The organism is Streptomyces sp. NPDC056480 (genome assembly GCF_042795405.1).
GTDB lineage: Bacteria > Actinomycetota > Actinomycetes > Streptomycetales > Streptomycetaceae > Streptomyces.
The window spans coordinates 23,994-39,886 of record NZ_JBHTSA010000002.1; the positions used below are offsets into that span (position 1 = coordinate 23,994).

The 15,893-nt window shown below is 73.3% G+C and carries 18 protein-coding genes; 10 read left to right on the forward strand and 8 right to left on the reverse strand.

What is annotated here, in order from left to right; genetic code table 11:
- Window positions 1–69 precede the first annotated feature (69 nt).
- The 6 genes from ACFQ79_RS01600 (at window position 70) to ACFQ79_RS01625 (ending at window position 4,873) form a co-directional block, all read left to right on the forward strand.
- Window positions 70–561, forward strand: a complete 492-nt coding sequence (locus ACFQ79_RS01600; RefSeq protein ID WP_383578796.1) for a hypothetical protein — start codon at window positions 70–72, stop codon at window positions 559–561.
- A complete protein-coding gene (locus ACFQ79_RS01605) occupies window positions 561–1,085 on the forward strand; it encodes a GNAT family N-acetyltransferase (RefSeq protein ID WP_383578798.1) in 525 nt (174 codons plus the stop codon). The genes ACFQ79_RS01600 and ACFQ79_RS01605 overlap by 1 nt, the downstream gene beginning before the upstream one ends.
- A gap of 116 nt (window positions 1,086–1,201) precedes the next feature.
- Window positions 1,202–1,417, forward strand: coding sequence for a dodecin (locus tag ACFQ79_RS01610; RefSeq protein ID WP_383578800.1), 216 nt, complete (start codon window positions 1,202–1,204; stop codon window positions 1,415–1,417).
- A 295-nt stretch (window positions 1,418–1,712) separates the two neighbouring features.
- Window positions 1,713–2,960, forward strand: a complete 1,248-nt coding sequence (locus ACFQ79_RS01615) for an extracellular solute-binding protein (RefSeq protein WP_383578802.1) — start codon at window positions 1,713–1,715, stop codon at window positions 2,958–2,960.
- 138 nt (window positions 2,961–3,098) lie between these two features.
- Window positions 3,099–3,968, forward strand: coding sequence for a GNAT family N-acetyltransferase (locus tag ACFQ79_RS01620; protein ID WP_383578804.1), 870 nt, complete (start codon window positions 3,099–3,101; stop codon window positions 3,966–3,968).
- A complete protein-coding gene (locus tag ACFQ79_RS01625) occupies window positions 3,965–4,873 on the forward strand; it encodes a lysophospholipid acyltransferase family protein (RefSeq protein ID WP_383578806.1) in 909 nt (302 codons plus the stop codon). Before ACFQ79_RS01620 ends, ACFQ79_RS01625 begins: the two co-directional genes overlap by 4 nt.
- On the opposite strand, the gene egtD is transcribed toward ACFQ79_RS01625, so the two are convergent.
- The 4 genes from egtD to egtA are packed head-to-tail and all read right to left on the reverse strand — an operon-like array spanning window position 4,768 to window position 9,063.
- Window positions 4,768–5,733 (reverse strand): L-histidine N(alpha)-methyltransferase, encoded by a 966-nt coding sequence (gene egtD, locus ACFQ79_RS01630; protein ID WP_383578808.1) that lies wholly within the window; start codon window positions 5,731–5,733, stop codon window positions 4,768–4,770. The genes ACFQ79_RS01625 and egtD overlap by 106 nt on opposite strands.
- Complete coding sequence (egtC, locus tag ACFQ79_RS01635; protein WP_383578810.1) at window positions 5,730–6,482, reverse strand: ergothioneine biosynthesis protein EgtC; 753 nt, start codon at window positions 6,480–6,482, stop codon at window positions 5,730–5,732. The genes egtD and egtC overlap by 4 nt, the downstream gene beginning before the upstream one ends.
- Window positions 6,482–7,807 (reverse strand): ergothioneine biosynthesis protein EgtB, encoded by a 1,326-nt coding sequence (gene egtB / locus ACFQ79_RS01640; RefSeq protein WP_383578812.1) that lies wholly within the window; start codon window positions 7,805–7,807, stop codon window positions 6,482–6,484. The genes egtC and egtB overlap by 1 nt, the downstream gene beginning before the upstream one ends.
- The gene (gene egtA / locus ACFQ79_RS01645; RefSeq protein ID WP_383578814.1) at window positions 7,804–9,063 is read right to left on the reverse strand and encodes an ergothioneine biosynthesis glutamate--cysteine ligase EgtA; all 1,260 of its coding nucleotides are present in this window, start codon (window positions 9,061–9,063) and stop codon (window positions 7,804–7,806) included. The genes egtB and egtA overlap by 4 nt, the downstream gene beginning before the upstream one ends.
- Before the next feature lie 227 nt (window positions 9,064–9,290).
- On the opposite strand from egtA, the gene ACFQ79_RS01650 reads away from it, so the two are divergent.
- Complete coding sequence (locus tag ACFQ79_RS01650; RefSeq protein WP_383578815.1) at window positions 9,291–10,124, forward strand: TIGR02452 family protein; 834 nt, start codon at window positions 9,291–9,293, stop codon at window positions 10,122–10,124.
- A gap of 77 nt (window positions 10,125–10,201) precedes the next feature.
- Window positions 10,202–10,372 (forward strand): hypothetical protein, encoded by a 171-nt coding sequence (locus ACFQ79_RS01655; RefSeq protein WP_167346832.1) that lies wholly within the window; start codon window positions 10,202–10,204, stop codon window positions 10,370–10,372.
- Window positions 10,373–10,536: 164 nt separating this feature from the next.
- Here ACFQ79_RS01655 and ACFQ79_RS01660 read toward each other — a convergent pair whose 3' ends face one another.
- The 4 genes from ACFQ79_RS01660 to ACFQ79_RS01675 all read right to left on the reverse strand — a co-directional run bounded on the left by ACFQ79_RS01660 (window position 10,537) and on the right by ACFQ79_RS01675 (window position 14,293).
- Window positions 10,537–11,952, reverse strand: a complete 1,416-nt coding sequence (locus ACFQ79_RS01660; RefSeq protein WP_383578817.1) for an SPFH domain-containing protein — start codon at window positions 11,950–11,952, stop codon at window positions 10,537–10,539.
- A gap of 83 nt (window positions 11,953–12,035) precedes the next feature.
- Window positions 12,036–12,266: a hypothetical protein gene (locus tag ACFQ79_RS01665; protein WP_030313172.1), complete on the reverse strand. Its 231-nt coding sequence runs from the start codon at window positions 12,264–12,266 to the stop codon at window positions 12,036–12,038.
- Between the two features lie 14 nt (window positions 12,267–12,280).
- Window positions 12,281–12,988: an alpha/beta fold hydrolase gene (locus tag ACFQ79_RS01670; protein WP_383578819.1), complete on the reverse strand. Its 708-nt coding sequence runs from the start codon at window positions 12,986–12,988 to the stop codon at window positions 12,281–12,283.
- 42 nt (window positions 12,989–13,030) lie between these two features.
- Window positions 13,031–14,293, reverse strand: a complete 1,263-nt coding sequence (locus ACFQ79_RS01675) for an MFS transporter (RefSeq protein ID WP_383578820.1) — start codon at window positions 14,291–14,293, stop codon at window positions 13,031–13,033.
- Window positions 14,294–14,447: 154 nt separating this feature from the next.
- Here ACFQ79_RS01675 and ACFQ79_RS01680 point away from each other — a divergent pair, with 154 nt between their 5' ends.
- Together ACFQ79_RS01680 and ACFQ79_RS01685 are read left to right on the forward strand one after the other, a co-directional pair.
- Window positions 14,448–15,482: a LacI family DNA-binding transcriptional regulator gene (locus tag ACFQ79_RS01680; RefSeq protein ID WP_383578821.1), complete on the forward strand. Its 1,035-nt coding sequence runs from the start codon at window positions 14,448–14,450 to the stop codon at window positions 15,480–15,482.
- A gap of 44 nt (window positions 15,483–15,526) precedes the next feature.
- On the forward strand, window positions 15,527–15,796 hold the full coding sequence (locus tag ACFQ79_RS01685) for a hypothetical protein (RefSeq protein ID WP_187621251.1): 270 nt from the start codon (window positions 15,527–15,529) through the stop codon (window positions 15,794–15,796).
- Window positions 15,797–15,893 lie beyond the last annotated feature (97 nt).

Consider the following 15,893-nt stretch of genomic DNA (forward strand, 5'->3'; position numbering starts at 1 on the left):
ATTCCCGTCCCGCGCCCTTGATCCACGGCGTCGGGGTGCCGCCCGCGGCCACCTTCTAGGCTGGGCCGTGTGACAGCCGAAACCCACCGGCCCCTGGCCGTCTTCGACCTCGACAACACGCTCGCCGCCACCGCCCACCGGCAGCACTTCCTGGAGCGGCGCCCCAAGGACTGGGACGCCTTCTTCGCGGCGGCGCCGGACGATCCGCCGCTGGACGAGGGGGTCGCGCTGTGCCGCGGGGCTGCCGAGGAGTGCGACGTCGTCTACCTGACCGGACGCCCGGAGCGCTGCCGCAGGGACACCCTGGCCTGGCTGGCCGCGCAGGGGCTGCCGGAGGGGCCGGTCCACATGCGCCGCAACCGGGACTTCCGCCCGGCCCGGGTCACCAAGGTGGAGATCCTGCGGCGGCTGGGCGCCGACCGTGCGATCAGGATGCTCGTCGACGACGACATGCTGGTCTGCGACGCGGCCGAGGAGGCCGGCTTCCCCGTCGTACGTGCCCGGTGGGCGACCCCTTCCGAGGAACTGAGGGACGCCCAGGAGAAGGAGGGCCGGACCTGATGGGCGCGGAGCGGCCCACCGCGGCGCCGGCGGTGGTGCGGCTGGAGGCCTACGACCGGTCCGAGATCTTCGGGGACGCCGCCGACCCGTTCGGGGTGGACGCCTGGGGTCTGGTCTGGCTGCCCAAGGAGCACCACTTCGGAGTCAGGGCGGACGGCCGGCTCCTCGCCCACGCCGGACTCCTCGTACTGCCCCTGTCGGTCGGCGGGCGCCGGATGGACGTGGTGGGCCTCGGCGGGGTCGCCGTCGCCTCGGACCAGCGGGGCCGCGGGCTCGCCGCGCGGGTGGTGGGCGGCGCTCTCGAGCAGGCGCGCACGCTGGGGCCCGAGTTCGCGCTGCTGTTCTGCCGGCCGGAGGTCTCCGGCCTCTACGCGCGGCTCGGCTGGAGCGAGGTGGCCGGCGAGGTGGAGGTGGAGCAGCCCGACGGTCCCGCGGCGATGCCCCTGCGGACGATGTGGTTCCCGCTCCGGGAGGCGAGCCGGTGGCCCGAGGGGCCGGTCCGGCTGCATTCCTGTCCGATGTGACGCGGGCGTGGTGCGGCCGCGACCCGGGAGCGCGGTCCACCCGGTCCACCTCGACTCGCGGCGGTCTCCGGTTCCGTGCAGTGTGGATGGAGTCGGAACGCGAAGGAGAGGCCGCCATGGGAGATCACGTCTACCGCGTCACGGAGATCGTCGGGTCGTCCTCGGAGGGCGTCGACACCGCCATCCGCAACGGGATCACCCGCGCCTGCGAAACGCTGCGCTCGGTCGACTGGTTCGAGGTCACCGAGATCCGCGGTCACGTCGAGGACGGGCAGGTCGCCCATTTCCAGGTGGGCATGAAGATCGGCTTCCGCCTGGAGGAGCCCAGCTAGGGCGGTCCTTCGTCCGAAGCTCCCGACGATGCCTCAGTGGCGTCGCTCGGGGGCTTTGTCGTGCTTCCTCTCCCGCGCAGAGCGGATCAAAGGTCACCGACCGGGAGTTACCTGAGGTAATGGCCCGCATGGTGCGCTCGCGGTGCGGAACGGGATGGTCAAGGACTTGACCATCCCGTTGGTCCAGACCAGAATCCAGGCCACATACCCGCGCGAACACCCCGTTCGGTCCCCCCATGTCGGGTCAGCCCCCCATGCCGCACGACCCTGTGCTGAACCGCAGAAGGTGACCTACGTGAAGAACCGCCATCTGGCCTGCCCCCTGGCAGCCGCCACAGCGCTCGCCCTCGCCGGCTGCGGGCTGCTCCCGGGCGGCGGGGGGACGAAGACCGTCAACATCTGGCTCATGCGGGACAGCGTCAGCGAGGACTTCCTCAACCGCTTCACCGAGGCGTACGAGGAGGAGCACGACGGCGTCGAACTCCAGGTCACCATCCAGGAGTGGACCGGCATCGGAAAGAAGGTCACCGAGGCCATCCAGGGCCCCGGCGGACCCGACGTCATCGAGGTCGGCAACACCCAGGTCGCCCAGTACGCCGACACCGAGAAGCTCTTCGACCTCACCCTCGAGTCGGTCCGCGACCTCGGCAGCGAGGACTGGCTGCCCGGTCTCGCCGAGCCCGGCAGCATCGGCGGATCCCAGTACGGCATCCCCTGGTACGCGGCGAACCGCATCGTCATCTACAACAAGGACCTGTTCGCCGACGCCGGCATCGACAAGCCGCCGGCCACCCGCGCCCAGTGGCTCTCCGACACCGAGAAGCTCAACAGCAAGGGCTCCCAGGGCATCTACCTCGCCGGCCAGGACTGGTACACCCTCGCCGGATTCATCTGGGACGAGGGCGGCGAACTCGCCACCGACAAGGGCGGCGAGTGGACCGGCGCGCTCGAGAGCGCCGCGGCCCGGCGCGGCATGGCCTACTACAAGGAACTCCAGTCCCTCGGCTCCGGCCCCAAGGACGCCGACGAGCAGAACCCGCCGCAGGCCGACGTGTTCGCCAAGGGCGACGTCGCCCAGCTCATCGCCGCGCCCAGCGCCGTGGCCGCGATCCTCAAGGCCAACCCGGCCCTCAAGGACAAGCTCGGCTTCTTCCCGATACCCGGCGCCAAGGCGGGACAGCCCTGTGCCGTCTTCACCGGCGGCTCCGACCTCATCATCCCGGAGAACGCACCCCAGCGCGGCGCCGCCCTCGACGTCGTCAAGGCACTCGCCGGCGAGAAGTGGCAGACCGACCTCGCCCGCACCATGGGCTACGTGCCCAACAAGAAGGGCCTCGCCTCCGTCGTCGCCGGCCAGGAGGCCACCGCCGTCATGGCCAAGGGCGCCGCGCGCGGCCGCGCCACCCCCAACTCCCCGCAGTGGGCCAACGTCGAGGCCGACAACCCCATCAAGCCCTACATGACGGCCGTCCTCCAGGGCGAGGACCCCGTGAAGGCCGCCAAGCTGGCCTCGGCCGAGATCACGGACACCCTCGCCGAATAGCATTCAGCGCCTCCACACCCGCGGGTCCCCGGACGGTCATGTCGAATCCAGCCGGTCACGGAAGAAGTAAGGAGTCGGGCCACCGCTCACACGGTCCGGCGCCGCCCCTTACCCTTCCGTACGCCGGAGGAGCCCGACATGGCCGCACCGACCCCCACGCTCGCCGTCCCCGCTCAGCCGCTCGCCGTCCCCGCCCAGCCCCAGCCGCTCGTCGGGCAGCCCGAACCCCGGGCCCTCGTCGAGCAGGCGGCGCCGCAGACCCCGGCCGAGGAGCCCACCCCCCGCTACCTCGTCGGGCTCGCCCGTGACCAGGAGGACGTCCGCGCCGCCCAGCGGCTGCGCCACCAGGTCTTCGCCGGCGAACTCGGCGCCCGGCTCGACGGTCCCGAGCCCGGCCTCGACATCGACGCCTTCGACGCGTACTGCGACCACCTCCTCGTACGGGAGGAGACCACCGGCGAGGTCGTCGGCACCTACCGGATCCTGCCGCCCGACCGGGCCGCCGTCGCGGGGCGCCTCTACTCCGAGAGCGAGTTCGACCTCGCCCGGCTCGCCCCCATCCGCCACGACCTGGTCGAGGTCGGCCGCTCCTGCGTCCACCCCGCCCACCGCAACGGCGCCGTCATCGCCCTCATCTGGGCCGGGCTCGCCCGCTACATGACGGACACGGGCCACAACTGGCTCGCCGGCTGCTGCTCCCTCCCGCTCGCCGACGGCGGCACCCTCGCCGCCGCCACCTGGGACACGGTCAAGGCCAAGCACCTCGCCCCGGAGGAGTACTGGGTCACCCCGCACAAGCTCTGGAGCCCCGAGGGCGTCACCCGCCCCGAGGGCCGCACCGAGCTGCCGCCGCTGCTCCGCGGCTACCTCCGGCTCGGCGCCTGGGTCTGCGGCGCCCCCGCGCACGACCCCGACTTCGGCGTCGCCGACCTCTACGTCCTGCTCTCGCTGCGCCGGACCAACCCGCGCTACCTCAACCACTTCCTCTCGCTCGCCCCGTCACGGTGAACGGGACCACGGCCCTCTCGCCGTGGCTCCCCACGGCGCCCTGCACCCCGGGCCACTGCGCCGCCCATCCCGGGTCCGCCCCCCGCCGGAGCGGCGCCGAGGCGGACCCGGCCGGGTTCGTCCGGGCCGTCGCCCGGCTGATCGCCGGACTCGGCACCGTCCTCCTCGGCCTCCTCCTCGCCCCGCCGGCCGGCCTCCTGCCGGCCGCCGCCCGGCTCACCCTCGTCCGGTACTGGATGCGGGCGGTGGTCCGTGCCTTCGGCGTCCACGCCCGGTACGAGGGAACGCCCGCCCCGGCCGGCGGCCCGCTCCTCGTCGTCGCCAACCACGTCTCCTGGCTCGACATACCGCTGATCGCCGCCGTCCTGCCCGGCCGCACGGTCGCCAAGTCGGAGGTGCGCCGCTGGCCCGTCCTCGGCACGCTCGCCGCGCTCGGCGGCACCCTCTTCATCGACCGGGAAGGGATCATGGCCCTGCCCGGCACCGTACGCACCATGGCCGGCGTGCTCGCGGGCGGCGGCCGTGTGGTCGTCTTCCCCGAGGGCTCGACCTGGTGCGGAAGGGAACGCGGCCGGTTCCGCCCGGCCGCGTTCCAGGCCGCCCTCGACGCCGGTTGCGCCGTGCAGCCGGTACGGCTCGACTACCGGCCCACGGACGCCGCCGCGTACGTCGGGCCCGACCCGCTCGGCTCCTCACTGTGGCGGGTCGTCAGCACCCGCCGGCTCACCGCCGTCGTCCGGCTCCGGGAGCCCCTTCCCGGAGCCCTGTACCCGGACCGCCGTACCCTGGCGGCCGCCGCTCAGCGGGCGGTGGCAAGCGACAGCGCGAACCTGCCCTCGCTGTCGGTCCACCAGCGGTCGAGGTCGAGGTCCGCCTCCGCGAGCTCGGCCCGGACGCCCGCCTGACGGAACTTCGCGGACACCTCCGTCCGCATCTCCTCGCCCGCCGCGAACGGCACCACGAGATCCAGCTCCGGGATCTTCACGGTCAGCGCGCGGCGGGCCCGCAGCCGCATCTCGATCCACTCCCGCTCCGGGTCCCACACCGCCACGTGGTCGAAGGCCTCCGGGTCGAAGTCCGCGCTCAGCTCCCGGTCGATCACCGCGAGCACGTTCTTGTTGAAGGCGGCCGTCACCCCGGCCGAGTCGTCGTACGCGGCGACCAGCGTCGACTCGTCCTTCACCAGGTCCGTGCCGAGCAGCAGCGCGTCTCCCGGCGTGAGCATCGCCCGGACGGAGCGGAGGAAGGTCCGCCGCTCGCCGGGGAGCAGATTGCCGATGGTGCCGCCGAGGAAGGCCACCAGACGCGGCCCCGGCGTCCCGGGCAGCGCGAGGCCCCGGGTGAAGTCGGCGACCAGCGCGTGGACGTGCAGCCCCGGCCGTTCGGCGAGCAGCGATTCCGCGGCGCCGGTCAGCGCGGACTCGCTCACGTCCACCGGCACGTAGCCGTCCAGGCCGGGCAGCAGCGCGTCGATCAGGAACCGGGTCTTCTCCGAGGAGCCGGAGCCCAGCTCGACCAGGGTCCTGGCCCCGGTCGCGGCGGCGATCTCCGGCGCCCGCTGCTTCAGGATCTCCCGCTCGGCCCGGGTCGGGTAGTACTCGGGCAGCCGGGTGATCTCCTCGAAGAGTTCGCTGCCCCGGGCGTCGTAGAACCACTTGGGCGGCAGCTCCTTGGGGGAGCGGTTGAGCCCGTGGAGGACGTCGGCGCGCAGATCGGCGCCGGCGGCGTCCGGGGCGAGGGTGCGGGTCAGCTGGAACGGGCTCACGTGGAGGGCTCCTTGAGCGGGGTGAGGGTGACATCGGCTCGGGTGGCGGTCACGAGCGTGCGCCCGGGGACCTCGAGCCAGCGCGGATCGTCGTCGTACGGTTCGGAGGCCACGACCACCCGGTCGGGGCCCGTCAGGTACCAGAGGCTGTTCTCCCAGGCGGTCGCCGCGATCAGCGACCCGTCGGTGAGCAGCAGGGTGAGACCGGAGCCGGGGGCCGCCTCGGCGACCTCCCGCACCGTGTCGGCCAGGGCGGCGCCCGGCGCGTCGCCGGACCGCAGCCGGTGCAGGACCAGCGCCCAGAGCAGGGCCGAGTCGGTCCTGGCCTCCAGCGAGAGGAGCTCGCCGGCCGGGAGGGTCGCGGCGAGCGGCGCGAGCGAGCCCGGCCAGCCCCTGACGGCGCCGTTGTGGCTGAACAGCCAGGGCCCGGCGGTGAACGGAGCCGCGGCGGCCTCCCCGTCGGCACCCGGCAGGGTCGCCCCGCGCACCGCGGCGAGCAGCGCACGGGAGCGCACCACCCGGGCCAGGTCCGCGAAGGAGAGGTCGCCCCAGAGGGGGCCCGAGCGCCGGTACCGGGCCGGCACCGGATCGTCCTCGGCGTACCAGCCCACCCCGAAGCCGTCGGCGTTCACCACGCCGCTGGTCTGGGCGCGGGGCTCCCAGGACTGGCGCAGCAGGGCGTGCTCGGGCCCGACGAGCAGCTCGCCCAGCGCCACCGGCTCGCCCACATAGGCGATGTGACGGCACATCAGTCGAGCTCCGCGCTGCGGGCCGTACGGAAGCCGGAGAAGATCTGGCGGCGCACCGGCAGGTCCCAGTTGCGGAAGGTCCCGCGGCAGGCGACCGGGTCCACGGCGAAGGAGCCACCGCGCAGCACCTTGTGGTCGGGGCCGAAGAACACCTCCGAGTACTCCTTGTACGGGAACACGGTGAAGCCCGGGTACGGCAGGAAGTCGCTGGCCGTCCACTCCCACACGTCGCCGATCAACTGCCGGACGCCGAGCGGCGACGCGCCCTCCGGATAGCTGCCCGCGGCAGCCGGCCGCAGGTGCCGCTGGCCGAGGTTGGCGTGCTCGGGACCCGGGTCGGCGTCACCCCACGGATAGCGGCGCGAGAGCCCGGAGTCCGGGTCGTACCGGGCTGCCTTCTCCCACTCGGCCTCGGTCGGCAGGCGCCGGCCCGCCCAGCGCGCGTAGGCGTCCGCCTCGTACCAGCTGACGTGCAGGACCGGCTCGTCCTCGGGCACCGGCTCGGTCACCCCGAACCTGCGGCGCAGCCACTGGGCGCCGTCCCCGCGCCAGAACAGCGGGGCCGCGATGCCGTGCTCCCTGATCTGCGCCCAGCCCTCGGGCCGCCACCAGCGCCGGTCCGTGTAGCCGCCGTCGGCCATGAAGGCCAGATAGGCGCCGTTGGTGACCGGCACGGTGTCGATGTGGAAGGCGGGCACGACCCGGACGTGCGCCGGACGCTCGTTGTCCAGCGCCCAGGGCTCCTCCGAGGTCCCCATGGTGAACGGGCCGCCCGGCACCAGGACTTCGGCGGGAAGGGGACCGCTCCGCAGGGGCGGCGGCGGGGGAGCGGTCAGCGCGGCGGGACCCTTCCGCAGCTGATGGGTGATCAGCATCGTCTCGTCGTGCTGCTGCTCGTGCTGGGCGACGAGACCGAAGGCGAAGGCCGCGCGCAGCAGCGGACGTTCGTCGAACTCGGCGCGCTCCAGCACGTCGAGGACCCGCAGCCGTACGTCCGCCGCGTAGGTCCGCGCCTCGCCCGGCGCGAGCAGCGGCAGCGACGGCCGGGCGGACCTCGGGTGCTCGAAGGCGTCGTAGAGCGAGTCGATCTCGGGCCGCAGCGCCTCCCGCCCGCCGACGGCCCGCCACAGCCACAACTCCTCCTGGTTGCCGATGTGCGCCAGGTCCCAGACCAGCGGAGACATCAAGGGGGAGTGCTGGGCGGTGAGTTCGCCGTCCTCGACACAGGAGGTGAGCAGCGCCGTGCGGGCCCGCGCGGCGGTCAGGGCGTCCAGGGCGTGCCGGCGCAGGGCCTCGGGGTCCCGTTCGGTCCGGGTCTCCGTCATGACGTCAGCACCTCCAGATCGTCGGCCGGGCAGCTCCCGGGAATCACGTACCGCTCGTGGAACGCGGCGACGGACCGCCGCACCTCCTCGCTCGCCCCGATCCGGGGCAGCGCCTCGAGGGCCGTGGCGAACACGGCGAGGGCGGTGGCGTGCAGCTCGGGGTCGGCCAGGCCGTCACGGGCCGCCGCCAGCCAGAGCGGGTTGCGCGGGGCGGGGGAGGGGCCGGCCCGCTCCGCGAGGGGCTTCACCGCCCGGTACACGGTCTCCGCCGCCGCCGGGTCGTCGAACACCGCCGTCGTCACGGCCACCGGCACCATCCACCCGTCCGGGCCCGGCTGCGCGTCGACCATGCGCAGTTCCAGATGGCCGCGCGGCCGTACCGGCGGGAAGAGCGTCGTCATGTGGTAGCGCAGGTCGTCGGCGTCGGCCGGCCGGGGCAGGCCCGAGCGCAGCCAGTCGCGGAAGGTCATCCCCTCCGGCACGGCCCACGGCCCCTCGTCGGCCCGTACGCACAACACCGGGGTGTCCAGGACGTGGGCCGCGTACTCGGCGCGCGGCTCCCCGTCCGGCAGGGGGGCGAGGGCCCGCCGGGGGTCGAGGTCCGTCCACAGCGCCTGCCGCGTCGAGCGCCAGCCGGTGCGACGGCCCCCGTGCTGCGGGGAGTTGGCGAAGGCCGCCACGAGCACCGCTCCGAGGAGATGCGCGAGCTGCCAGCGCCGGTGGTAACCGAGCGGCCCCGGCTCCTCCAGGCCCGCGTCCAGGCAGATCTGCACCGACGCCGAATCGCACATCATCGCCCGGCCGGCGGGGCCGGTGCGGTCCAGCGCCGCCTCCATGGCGTCGTACCGCGGCTCGTGGAGCACCCGGCCGCGCGGTGAGTGCCAGGGGTCCACCCCGTATCCGCTGAGGGTGAGGCCGAGCGGCCCGAGCGCCGACCGTACCGCCCGGAGGTCGGCGGCGAGGGAGTCGAGACATTCCATGAGCGAACCGGCCGGGCGCGAGCTGAGCTCCAGCTGCCCGCCGGGTTCGAAGGTCAGGGACGACACCAGCGGCAGGGACCGTACGGTGTCGAGGGCCGCCGCGAGCCTCGGCGGGCGGACGGGGAGCCGGGGATCACGCAGCTCGTGCACGAGCCATTCCAGCTCCACCCCCACGGTGCGGGGCGGGCCGGTCTTGAAGCAGATACATCGCAGCAGTTCCTCCGCCTCCGCCTCGGCGAGAGGGGGTTCGCCGCTCCGTATGCCGCTGGACGACATCCGTACACCTCCTGGTCGTCAGGCCGGTCGTCGGAACCGGCCCCGGGAAGTTCTGCTTCCACCTAAAGCCACCACCGAGCGGCGTGCAAGAGCGCCCCGAACCCGCCGAACGCGCCCCCTGCGCCCCCGCCGGGCCGGAAACCACCGGGGACAGGTCCTCTCGGGACCCGGCGGGAACCCGGGAAAATCCGTTGTCCCGAGCGGGACGAAACGATCATCCTGAGGCCATGAGTGCACGACTGCGCGCGATCGCGCGGCAGACCGAGGAGATCGTTGCCGCGGGCCACTACCAGGCCCCGGACGGCCGCACCGTCTCCGTCGCCGAGGACCTCGCCGCCGCCCTGGCCGGAACGCGACTCCACGGCCCCGAGCCCGTCACGGTCACCCCCGACACCGACCGGACGCCCACCCTCGACGTCACCGGCGAGAGCAGCCTGGCCGCCGCCCGGCGGATGACCGCCGCCGACGCGGCCCGCCCCGTGGCCGTCCTGAACTTCGCCTCCGCCCGCAACCCCGGCGGCGGCTACCTCAACGGCGCCCAGGCCCAGGAGGAGGCGCTCTGCCGCTCCTCCGCCCTCCACGCCACCCTGCTCCGCGCCCCCGCCTACTACGCCCACCACCGGGAGGACCGCGACGTCCTCTACACCGACCGGGTCATCCACTCGCCCCGCGTACCGGTCTTCCGCGACGACCGCGGCGCCCTGCTCGCCGCGCCCTTCACCGTCGGCTTCCTCACCTCGCCCGCGCCCAACGCCGGCGTCGTCCGCCGCCGCACCCCCGCCCTCGTCGACCGCCTGCCGGGTGCCCTCGCCTCCCGCGCCGAGCGGGTCCTGGAGACGGCCGCCGCCGCCGGCTACCGCCGGCTCGTGCTCGGCGCCTGGGGCTGCGGCGTCTTCCAGAACGACCCGGAACAGGTCGCCGGAGCCTTCGCGGCACTGCTCACCGGGGACGGCCGCTTCGCCGGCCACTTCGAGGAGATCGTCTTCGCCGTACTGGACCGCGCCCCCGGCACGCCGACCCTGGCCGCCTTCGCCCGGGTCGTGGGAGCGGCCACCGCCTGACATGCGGGGCCCGCACCCCCGTGCGAGGCTGAGGGGATACGGACCACCGTCCGAAACCCGTCACGGGAGGCACGATCGTGGGCAAGAAACAGACCCGGACCAACCGGGGAGCCCGTACCGGCGGCCATGAGCACCGCACCGAGGCGACCACGAAGGAACAGACCTCGGCGGCTCCCAAGAGCGAGACGTCGATGCCCCTGGTGGAGCACGCGTCGCACCGCAAGGAACGGAAGTTCGGCCACAACTGAGGGTGGCCACGACTCGGTCTGGACACAACCGAGTGCGGCCCCGCACGAGTTGAGCCCCCACAGCGAGTACGGAGCGAGGCGGGGAGCCGACGGGGGTACGAGGCCGGGGCCCGGCGCCGTCATGGCCCCGGGCCCCGGCCCGCATCCCTCCTGCCCGATGTCGGCTACTCCCCGTCGCCGACCCTGATCTCGACGCTCTCCTCCGGCGCCCGGGGCGCCGGAGGCACACCCGTGCCCAGCCGCTCCTGGGCGGCCGGGTTCATCGTGGAGAGCAGCTGCCGGGCCAGCCCCAGACCGGTTCCGCCCATGGTCAGCGCCTTGGCGAACACGTCCGCCATCCCGTCGGCGCCGTTGAGCAGCACCATCTGGTCCACGTTCCCGAACGCCGAGGCGCCCGCGGAGACGATCTCCGGCCATTTCTCGGCCAGCTGCTGTGCGACCACGGCCTCCTGGTTCTCGGCGAGCGCCGCCGCACGGGCCTTGATCGACTCGGCCTCCGCCAGACCCTTCGCCCGGGTCGCCTCCGCGATCGCGAGCCCCTTGGCGTGCTGCGCCGCCGCCTCCGCCTCACCGGTGAGCCGGGTCGCCGTCGCCTTGGCCGCGCTCGCCAGCTCGGTCTCCTTCGCGTCGGCCTCGGCCGCCGAGATCCGGGCGTCGCGCTCGGCCGCGGCCAGCGTCCGGGTCTCGTACGCCATCGCGTCGGCCGGCTTGCGGACCTCCGCCTGGAGCTGCTGCTCCTTGCGGTGTCCCTCGAGCTCCGCGACCCGGGTCTCCTGCACGACGACCTCCTGGCGCGAGGCCGCGTCCGCCAGCGGACCGGCCTGCCGGGCCTTCGCGGACGCCTGGTCCCGCTCGGCCTGGTAGCCCGCCTGGAGGATCTCGCTGTCGCGGGTCGCCTCCGACATGCGCGCCGCCGCCTGCTGCTCGGCCTCGGTCGCCCGCCGGTTGGCCTCGGCCTGCGCGATCCGCGCGTCCCGCTGGACGGCGGCCGCGTGCGGAGCGGCCAGGTTCTTGATGTACCCGGTCGGGTCCTCGATCTCGTGGATCTGCAGCGAGTCGACGATCAGACCGAGCTTCTCCATCTCCGTGCCACAGGCCGAACGCGCCTGTCCGGTCAGCTTCTCCCGGTCACGGATCATGTCCTCCACGGTCAACCCGCCGACGATGGCGCGGAGATGACCGGCGAAGACGATGTGCACCCGCTCGCTCATCAGCTTCTGCTGGTCGAGGAAGCGGCGTGCGGCGTTGGCGATCGACACGAAGTCGTCACCGACCTTGAAGATCACCACACCCCGGACCTTCAGCGGAATGCCCTGGTGGGTGACGCACTCGACGGACAGCTGGGTCTCGTTGAGGTCGAGCGAGAGCTTGCGCACCGCCTGCACACCGGGCAGCACGAGTGTGCCGCGCCCGGTGACGATGCGGAACCCCATACCCGCGCCGAGGCCCTCGTTCTTGTGGTTCGAACCGGAGATGATCAGCGCCTCGTTGGGTTCCGCGACGCGCCACATCATCTTGAAGACGATGACGAGAACGGCGAAGGCGCCGACGACGGCGCCCGCGAGAATGCCGATGCCCATGGACATGGTCCCCCTTCACCGGAGCCGGTGCGGATCCGGTGAAGGGAGTGTGCGCCTGTGACCGGCGCCACTCAACGGTTGCGTCAACTGTCGTACGCGGCTGTGACATAGACGGTGCGTGGAGGGAGATGTTCCATGACCATCACCACCGTTCCGACGTCGATCCGCTCCTTCGGGGAGGCCGGATGGGCGAGGAAGTGCTCGGCACCGCCCCGGATCCGGACGATCACCTCACCGACGAGACCGGGCCCGACGGTGCCGGTCACCCGGCCGAGCAGTCCCACCATCGAGGAGTCCATCGACGCGTCGTCCATGGCTGAACGGTACGTCAGATCCAGTCGTCCAGCGCGGACATGAACCCGTCGAACTCGTCCCGGTGGATCGTGTGCCCCGCCCCCTTCACCGTACGGAGCTCGAATCCGCGGTCCGTCAGCATCCGGGCGTGCTCCGGCCGCACCAGCGTGCTCGGATCGGCGAGGGTGACGAGGGAGGGCACCACGGGCCGGACCGGCCACATGTCGGCGCCCACGAAAGCCGTGAGGCCGTGCGCCGTTCCCTCGTCCCAGTCCCGTACCGACGCCATCTCCACCTCGACGTCCTCGTCCGGCCAGTGCGGGTTGAACCCCTTGATCTGCTCCCGGGTCATCGACCCGCCCCGGACGAACATCTCGGCCCGGTAGCCGCAGGGACCGGCCGCCAGGTGCCAGGCGGGGTCGGAGTACACCGCCCGGGCCGGCGCCAGCCGCTCCACCGCCCGGGCGAGCGCCAGCCCCCCGAGCGAGTGGCCGATCGCCAGCTCCGCCCCGCTGGGCAGCGTTTCGACGAGGTCGTCGGCGTGGTCCGCCGGGCGGTACGCCTCCGGGCCCGCGGCCCGCCCGCTCGCCCCGTGCCCCCGCAGGTCCACCGCGATCACCCGGTAGCCGCGCTCCGCGAGCGCCGGGCCGACCCGCCGCCAGGTGCGGTGGTCGGCCATGAGGCCGTGGACGAGCAGGGCGATCCGGTCGCCCGAACCCCAAGTGGTCGTGTGCAGAAGCACGGTGCGGCCTTTCTGACGGTGCCGGACGGGCGCCGACCGGGGTCAGCGCACGCTGCGGATGGGGCGCACGGCGAGCGCGCCGAGTACCGACAGTACGGCGGCGATCAAGAACAGCGCCGTGTACCCGCCACTGAGCGAGACCACGAGCGAGGCCACGAAGGGGGCGACGATCTGCGGCCCCGCGTTGGCGACGTTGAGGACCCCCATGTCACGGGCGGCGTCCTCGGCCTTCGGCAGCACCATGGTCACCAGGGCGGTGTCGACGGCCATGTAGCAGCCGAAACCGAGGCCGTTGACCGCGGAGAAGACCAGCATCGCGGTCCAGCTCGTCGAGAAGGCCGGGATGAGCAGGGCGACGGCGGCCAGCGCCGCGGAGGCGCCCACGAAGAGCTTGCGCCGGTCGAAGCGGTCCGACAGCCAGCCGCCCAGCACGGTGGAGACGACCATGGCGACCGCGTTGAGCGGCATCAGGATCGCCACCGCCTCCTCGGGGCTCAGCCCGGCTGGCAGCTCGGTGTGGTCCTTGAGGATGTACAGCTGGAACCCGGCCACCGCGAAGTAGCCCAGGACCAGCAGGGCGCGGCCGATGAAGGCCCAGCGGAAGTCGTGGTTTTTGAGGGCGCTGCCGAAGGCCGCGAGCTGCTCCTTCACCGGCAGCGGGGCCTTCGCGGGCATGCGCTGCTCCCGGGCGCAGGCCGTGAAGAGCACGGCGGTGGCCGCGACGATCGCACCGAAGACGAGATAGCCGGTGCGGTAGTCCTCGGAGAAGGCGGCGCCGACCAGGGCGCCGATCGTCGAGCCGACGGGGAGGCCCAGGCCGACGGCCGCCGAGGCCTTGCCCCGGGAGGCCACGGGGACCCGGTCGGGCACCACGGAGGTCAGGGCCGCCTGGTAGATGTTCATGACGGCCTGGCCGAGACACCAGGCGATGGTCACCAGCAGGATCGTGTGGACGCTGCCGAGGAGCAGCATCACGGGCAGCGCGAGCAGACCGCCGGCGAGGATCCACGGGTTGCGGCGGCCCGAGCGGTCCGAGAGGGCGCCCGCCACCGGGTTGAAGACGGTGGCGAAGATCGCGGATATGCCGGAGACGAGGCCGAAGTTGGCCACCTTGTCGGCCGGGTCGATCTCCTCGATCTGGAGCGCGAGGAGCAGCCCGGGGACGCCGATGTACAGGGCGTACATCGCGGTGTTCCCGGCGAGGAGCAGGGGCAGCAGCCCGCGGGTCGGCCGGCCGGCCGCGGCGGAGCCGGGACCCGGATCGCCGGTGCCCGAAGTGGTGGAGCCGGGGGAGGAAAGGGCCACGGTGCCCTCCTGGGGAGATCGCCCGACGAGGGGCGAGAAGCGGATCGAACGAGTTAGTTACACGTGTCAGTGACGCGTGTGAGCATTGTGTAGCACCCGTTTCCGGCCATCCGCCAGACCCTGGGCCGGATTGTTCTGGAAAGATGCCGAAGCGATGAGTCAGCCAACCGAACACACCCCCGAACGCCCCTCTGGGCGCGCGGTCCCGACCAGCGCCGATGTCGCCCGTCTCGCGGGCGTCTCCCGGGCCACCGTCTCGTACGTCCTGAACAACACCTCGGCCGTCCGCATCAGCGAGCCCACCCGCCGCCGGGTGCGCGACGCGGCCGAGGAGCTGGGGTACGTGCCGCACGCGGCCGCCCGCAGCCTGCGGGCCGGCCACAGCCGGATGGTGCTGCTGCCGACCTCCCACGTGCCGGTCGGACCGCTGTACAGCCAGTTCTTCAACGAGTTCCAGTGGGCCCTGCGGCGCCTCGACTACACGGTGGTCCAGTACGGCAGCGTCGGCCTGGAGGCCGAGGAGGCCGCCCGCGCCTGGGCCGAGCTCCGGCCGGTGGCCGTGGTCTCGCTCGGCGAGGTCCAGCTGACCGGGCAGGGCGTCGAGATCCTCAAGAGGTCCGGGGCGCGGGCCGTGATCACCCTCGGCACCCAGGGCGTCGAGGGCACCCACGCCCTCGTCATGGACCAGGGCCGGGTGGGCGAGGTGGCCACCGCCCACCTCGTGGAGAGCGGCCGCCGCCGGATCGGCGTCGTCATCCCCGAGGAGCCGGGCCTCGCCATGTTCTCGGGGCCCCGCCTCGACGGCGCGCGGCGCGCGGTCCACGGCACCGACGCCACCGTCGTACCCGTGCCGCTGCGGTACGACGAGGAGTCGGCGAACGAGCTCGCGGCGCGCTGGCGGGAGCTCGGCCTCGACGCGGTCTTCGCCTACAACGACGAGTACGCGATGCTCCTGATGCGGGCGCTCCAGGACGCCGGTCTGGCCGTGCCGGAGGAGGTCGCCGTCGTCGGCGCGGACGATCTGCTGCTCGGCCGGCTCCTGCGGCCCCGGCTCAGCACCGTGCGGATCGACATGGTGCTCGGGCGCGAACTCGCGGAGCTGGTCGACCGGGCCGTCCGGGAACCGGAGGTACCGCCCCGCACCCGCGCGCTGCTCGCCTCACGGGTCGTCCGGCGCGAGTCCAGCTGACCGGCCGCCCGGCGAGCGGGCGGCCGAGCGCTTAGCGTCGATCCATGAGCACAGTTCCGCAGCGTTTCGAGATCCTGCTGGTGCCCGCGCACGTCGAGGACCGGGGCGGCGCCGCCGTGACGGACAGCGCCGTGCGCACCGCCGTCGTGGAGGCCACCGGGCGGCACGGCGAGTCGGGTTATCCGATCTACGAGGGGCATGGCATCAGGGCCGACATCGACCCCGAGACGCGCACCGTGGAGGCGCTCCTCGTCGACGGGCGGGAGCTCGACTACGGCCTCACGGCCCTCGCCCGCCCGGCGGGACGCGACTGACCTGCGGCGTCCCGTTCCGACCCGGGGCGGCCCGTCCCGAAGGGGCCCGTTGACAGGGCGGTCCGACGGGCAGAGACTCTGCGCGCGCGCCAAGACG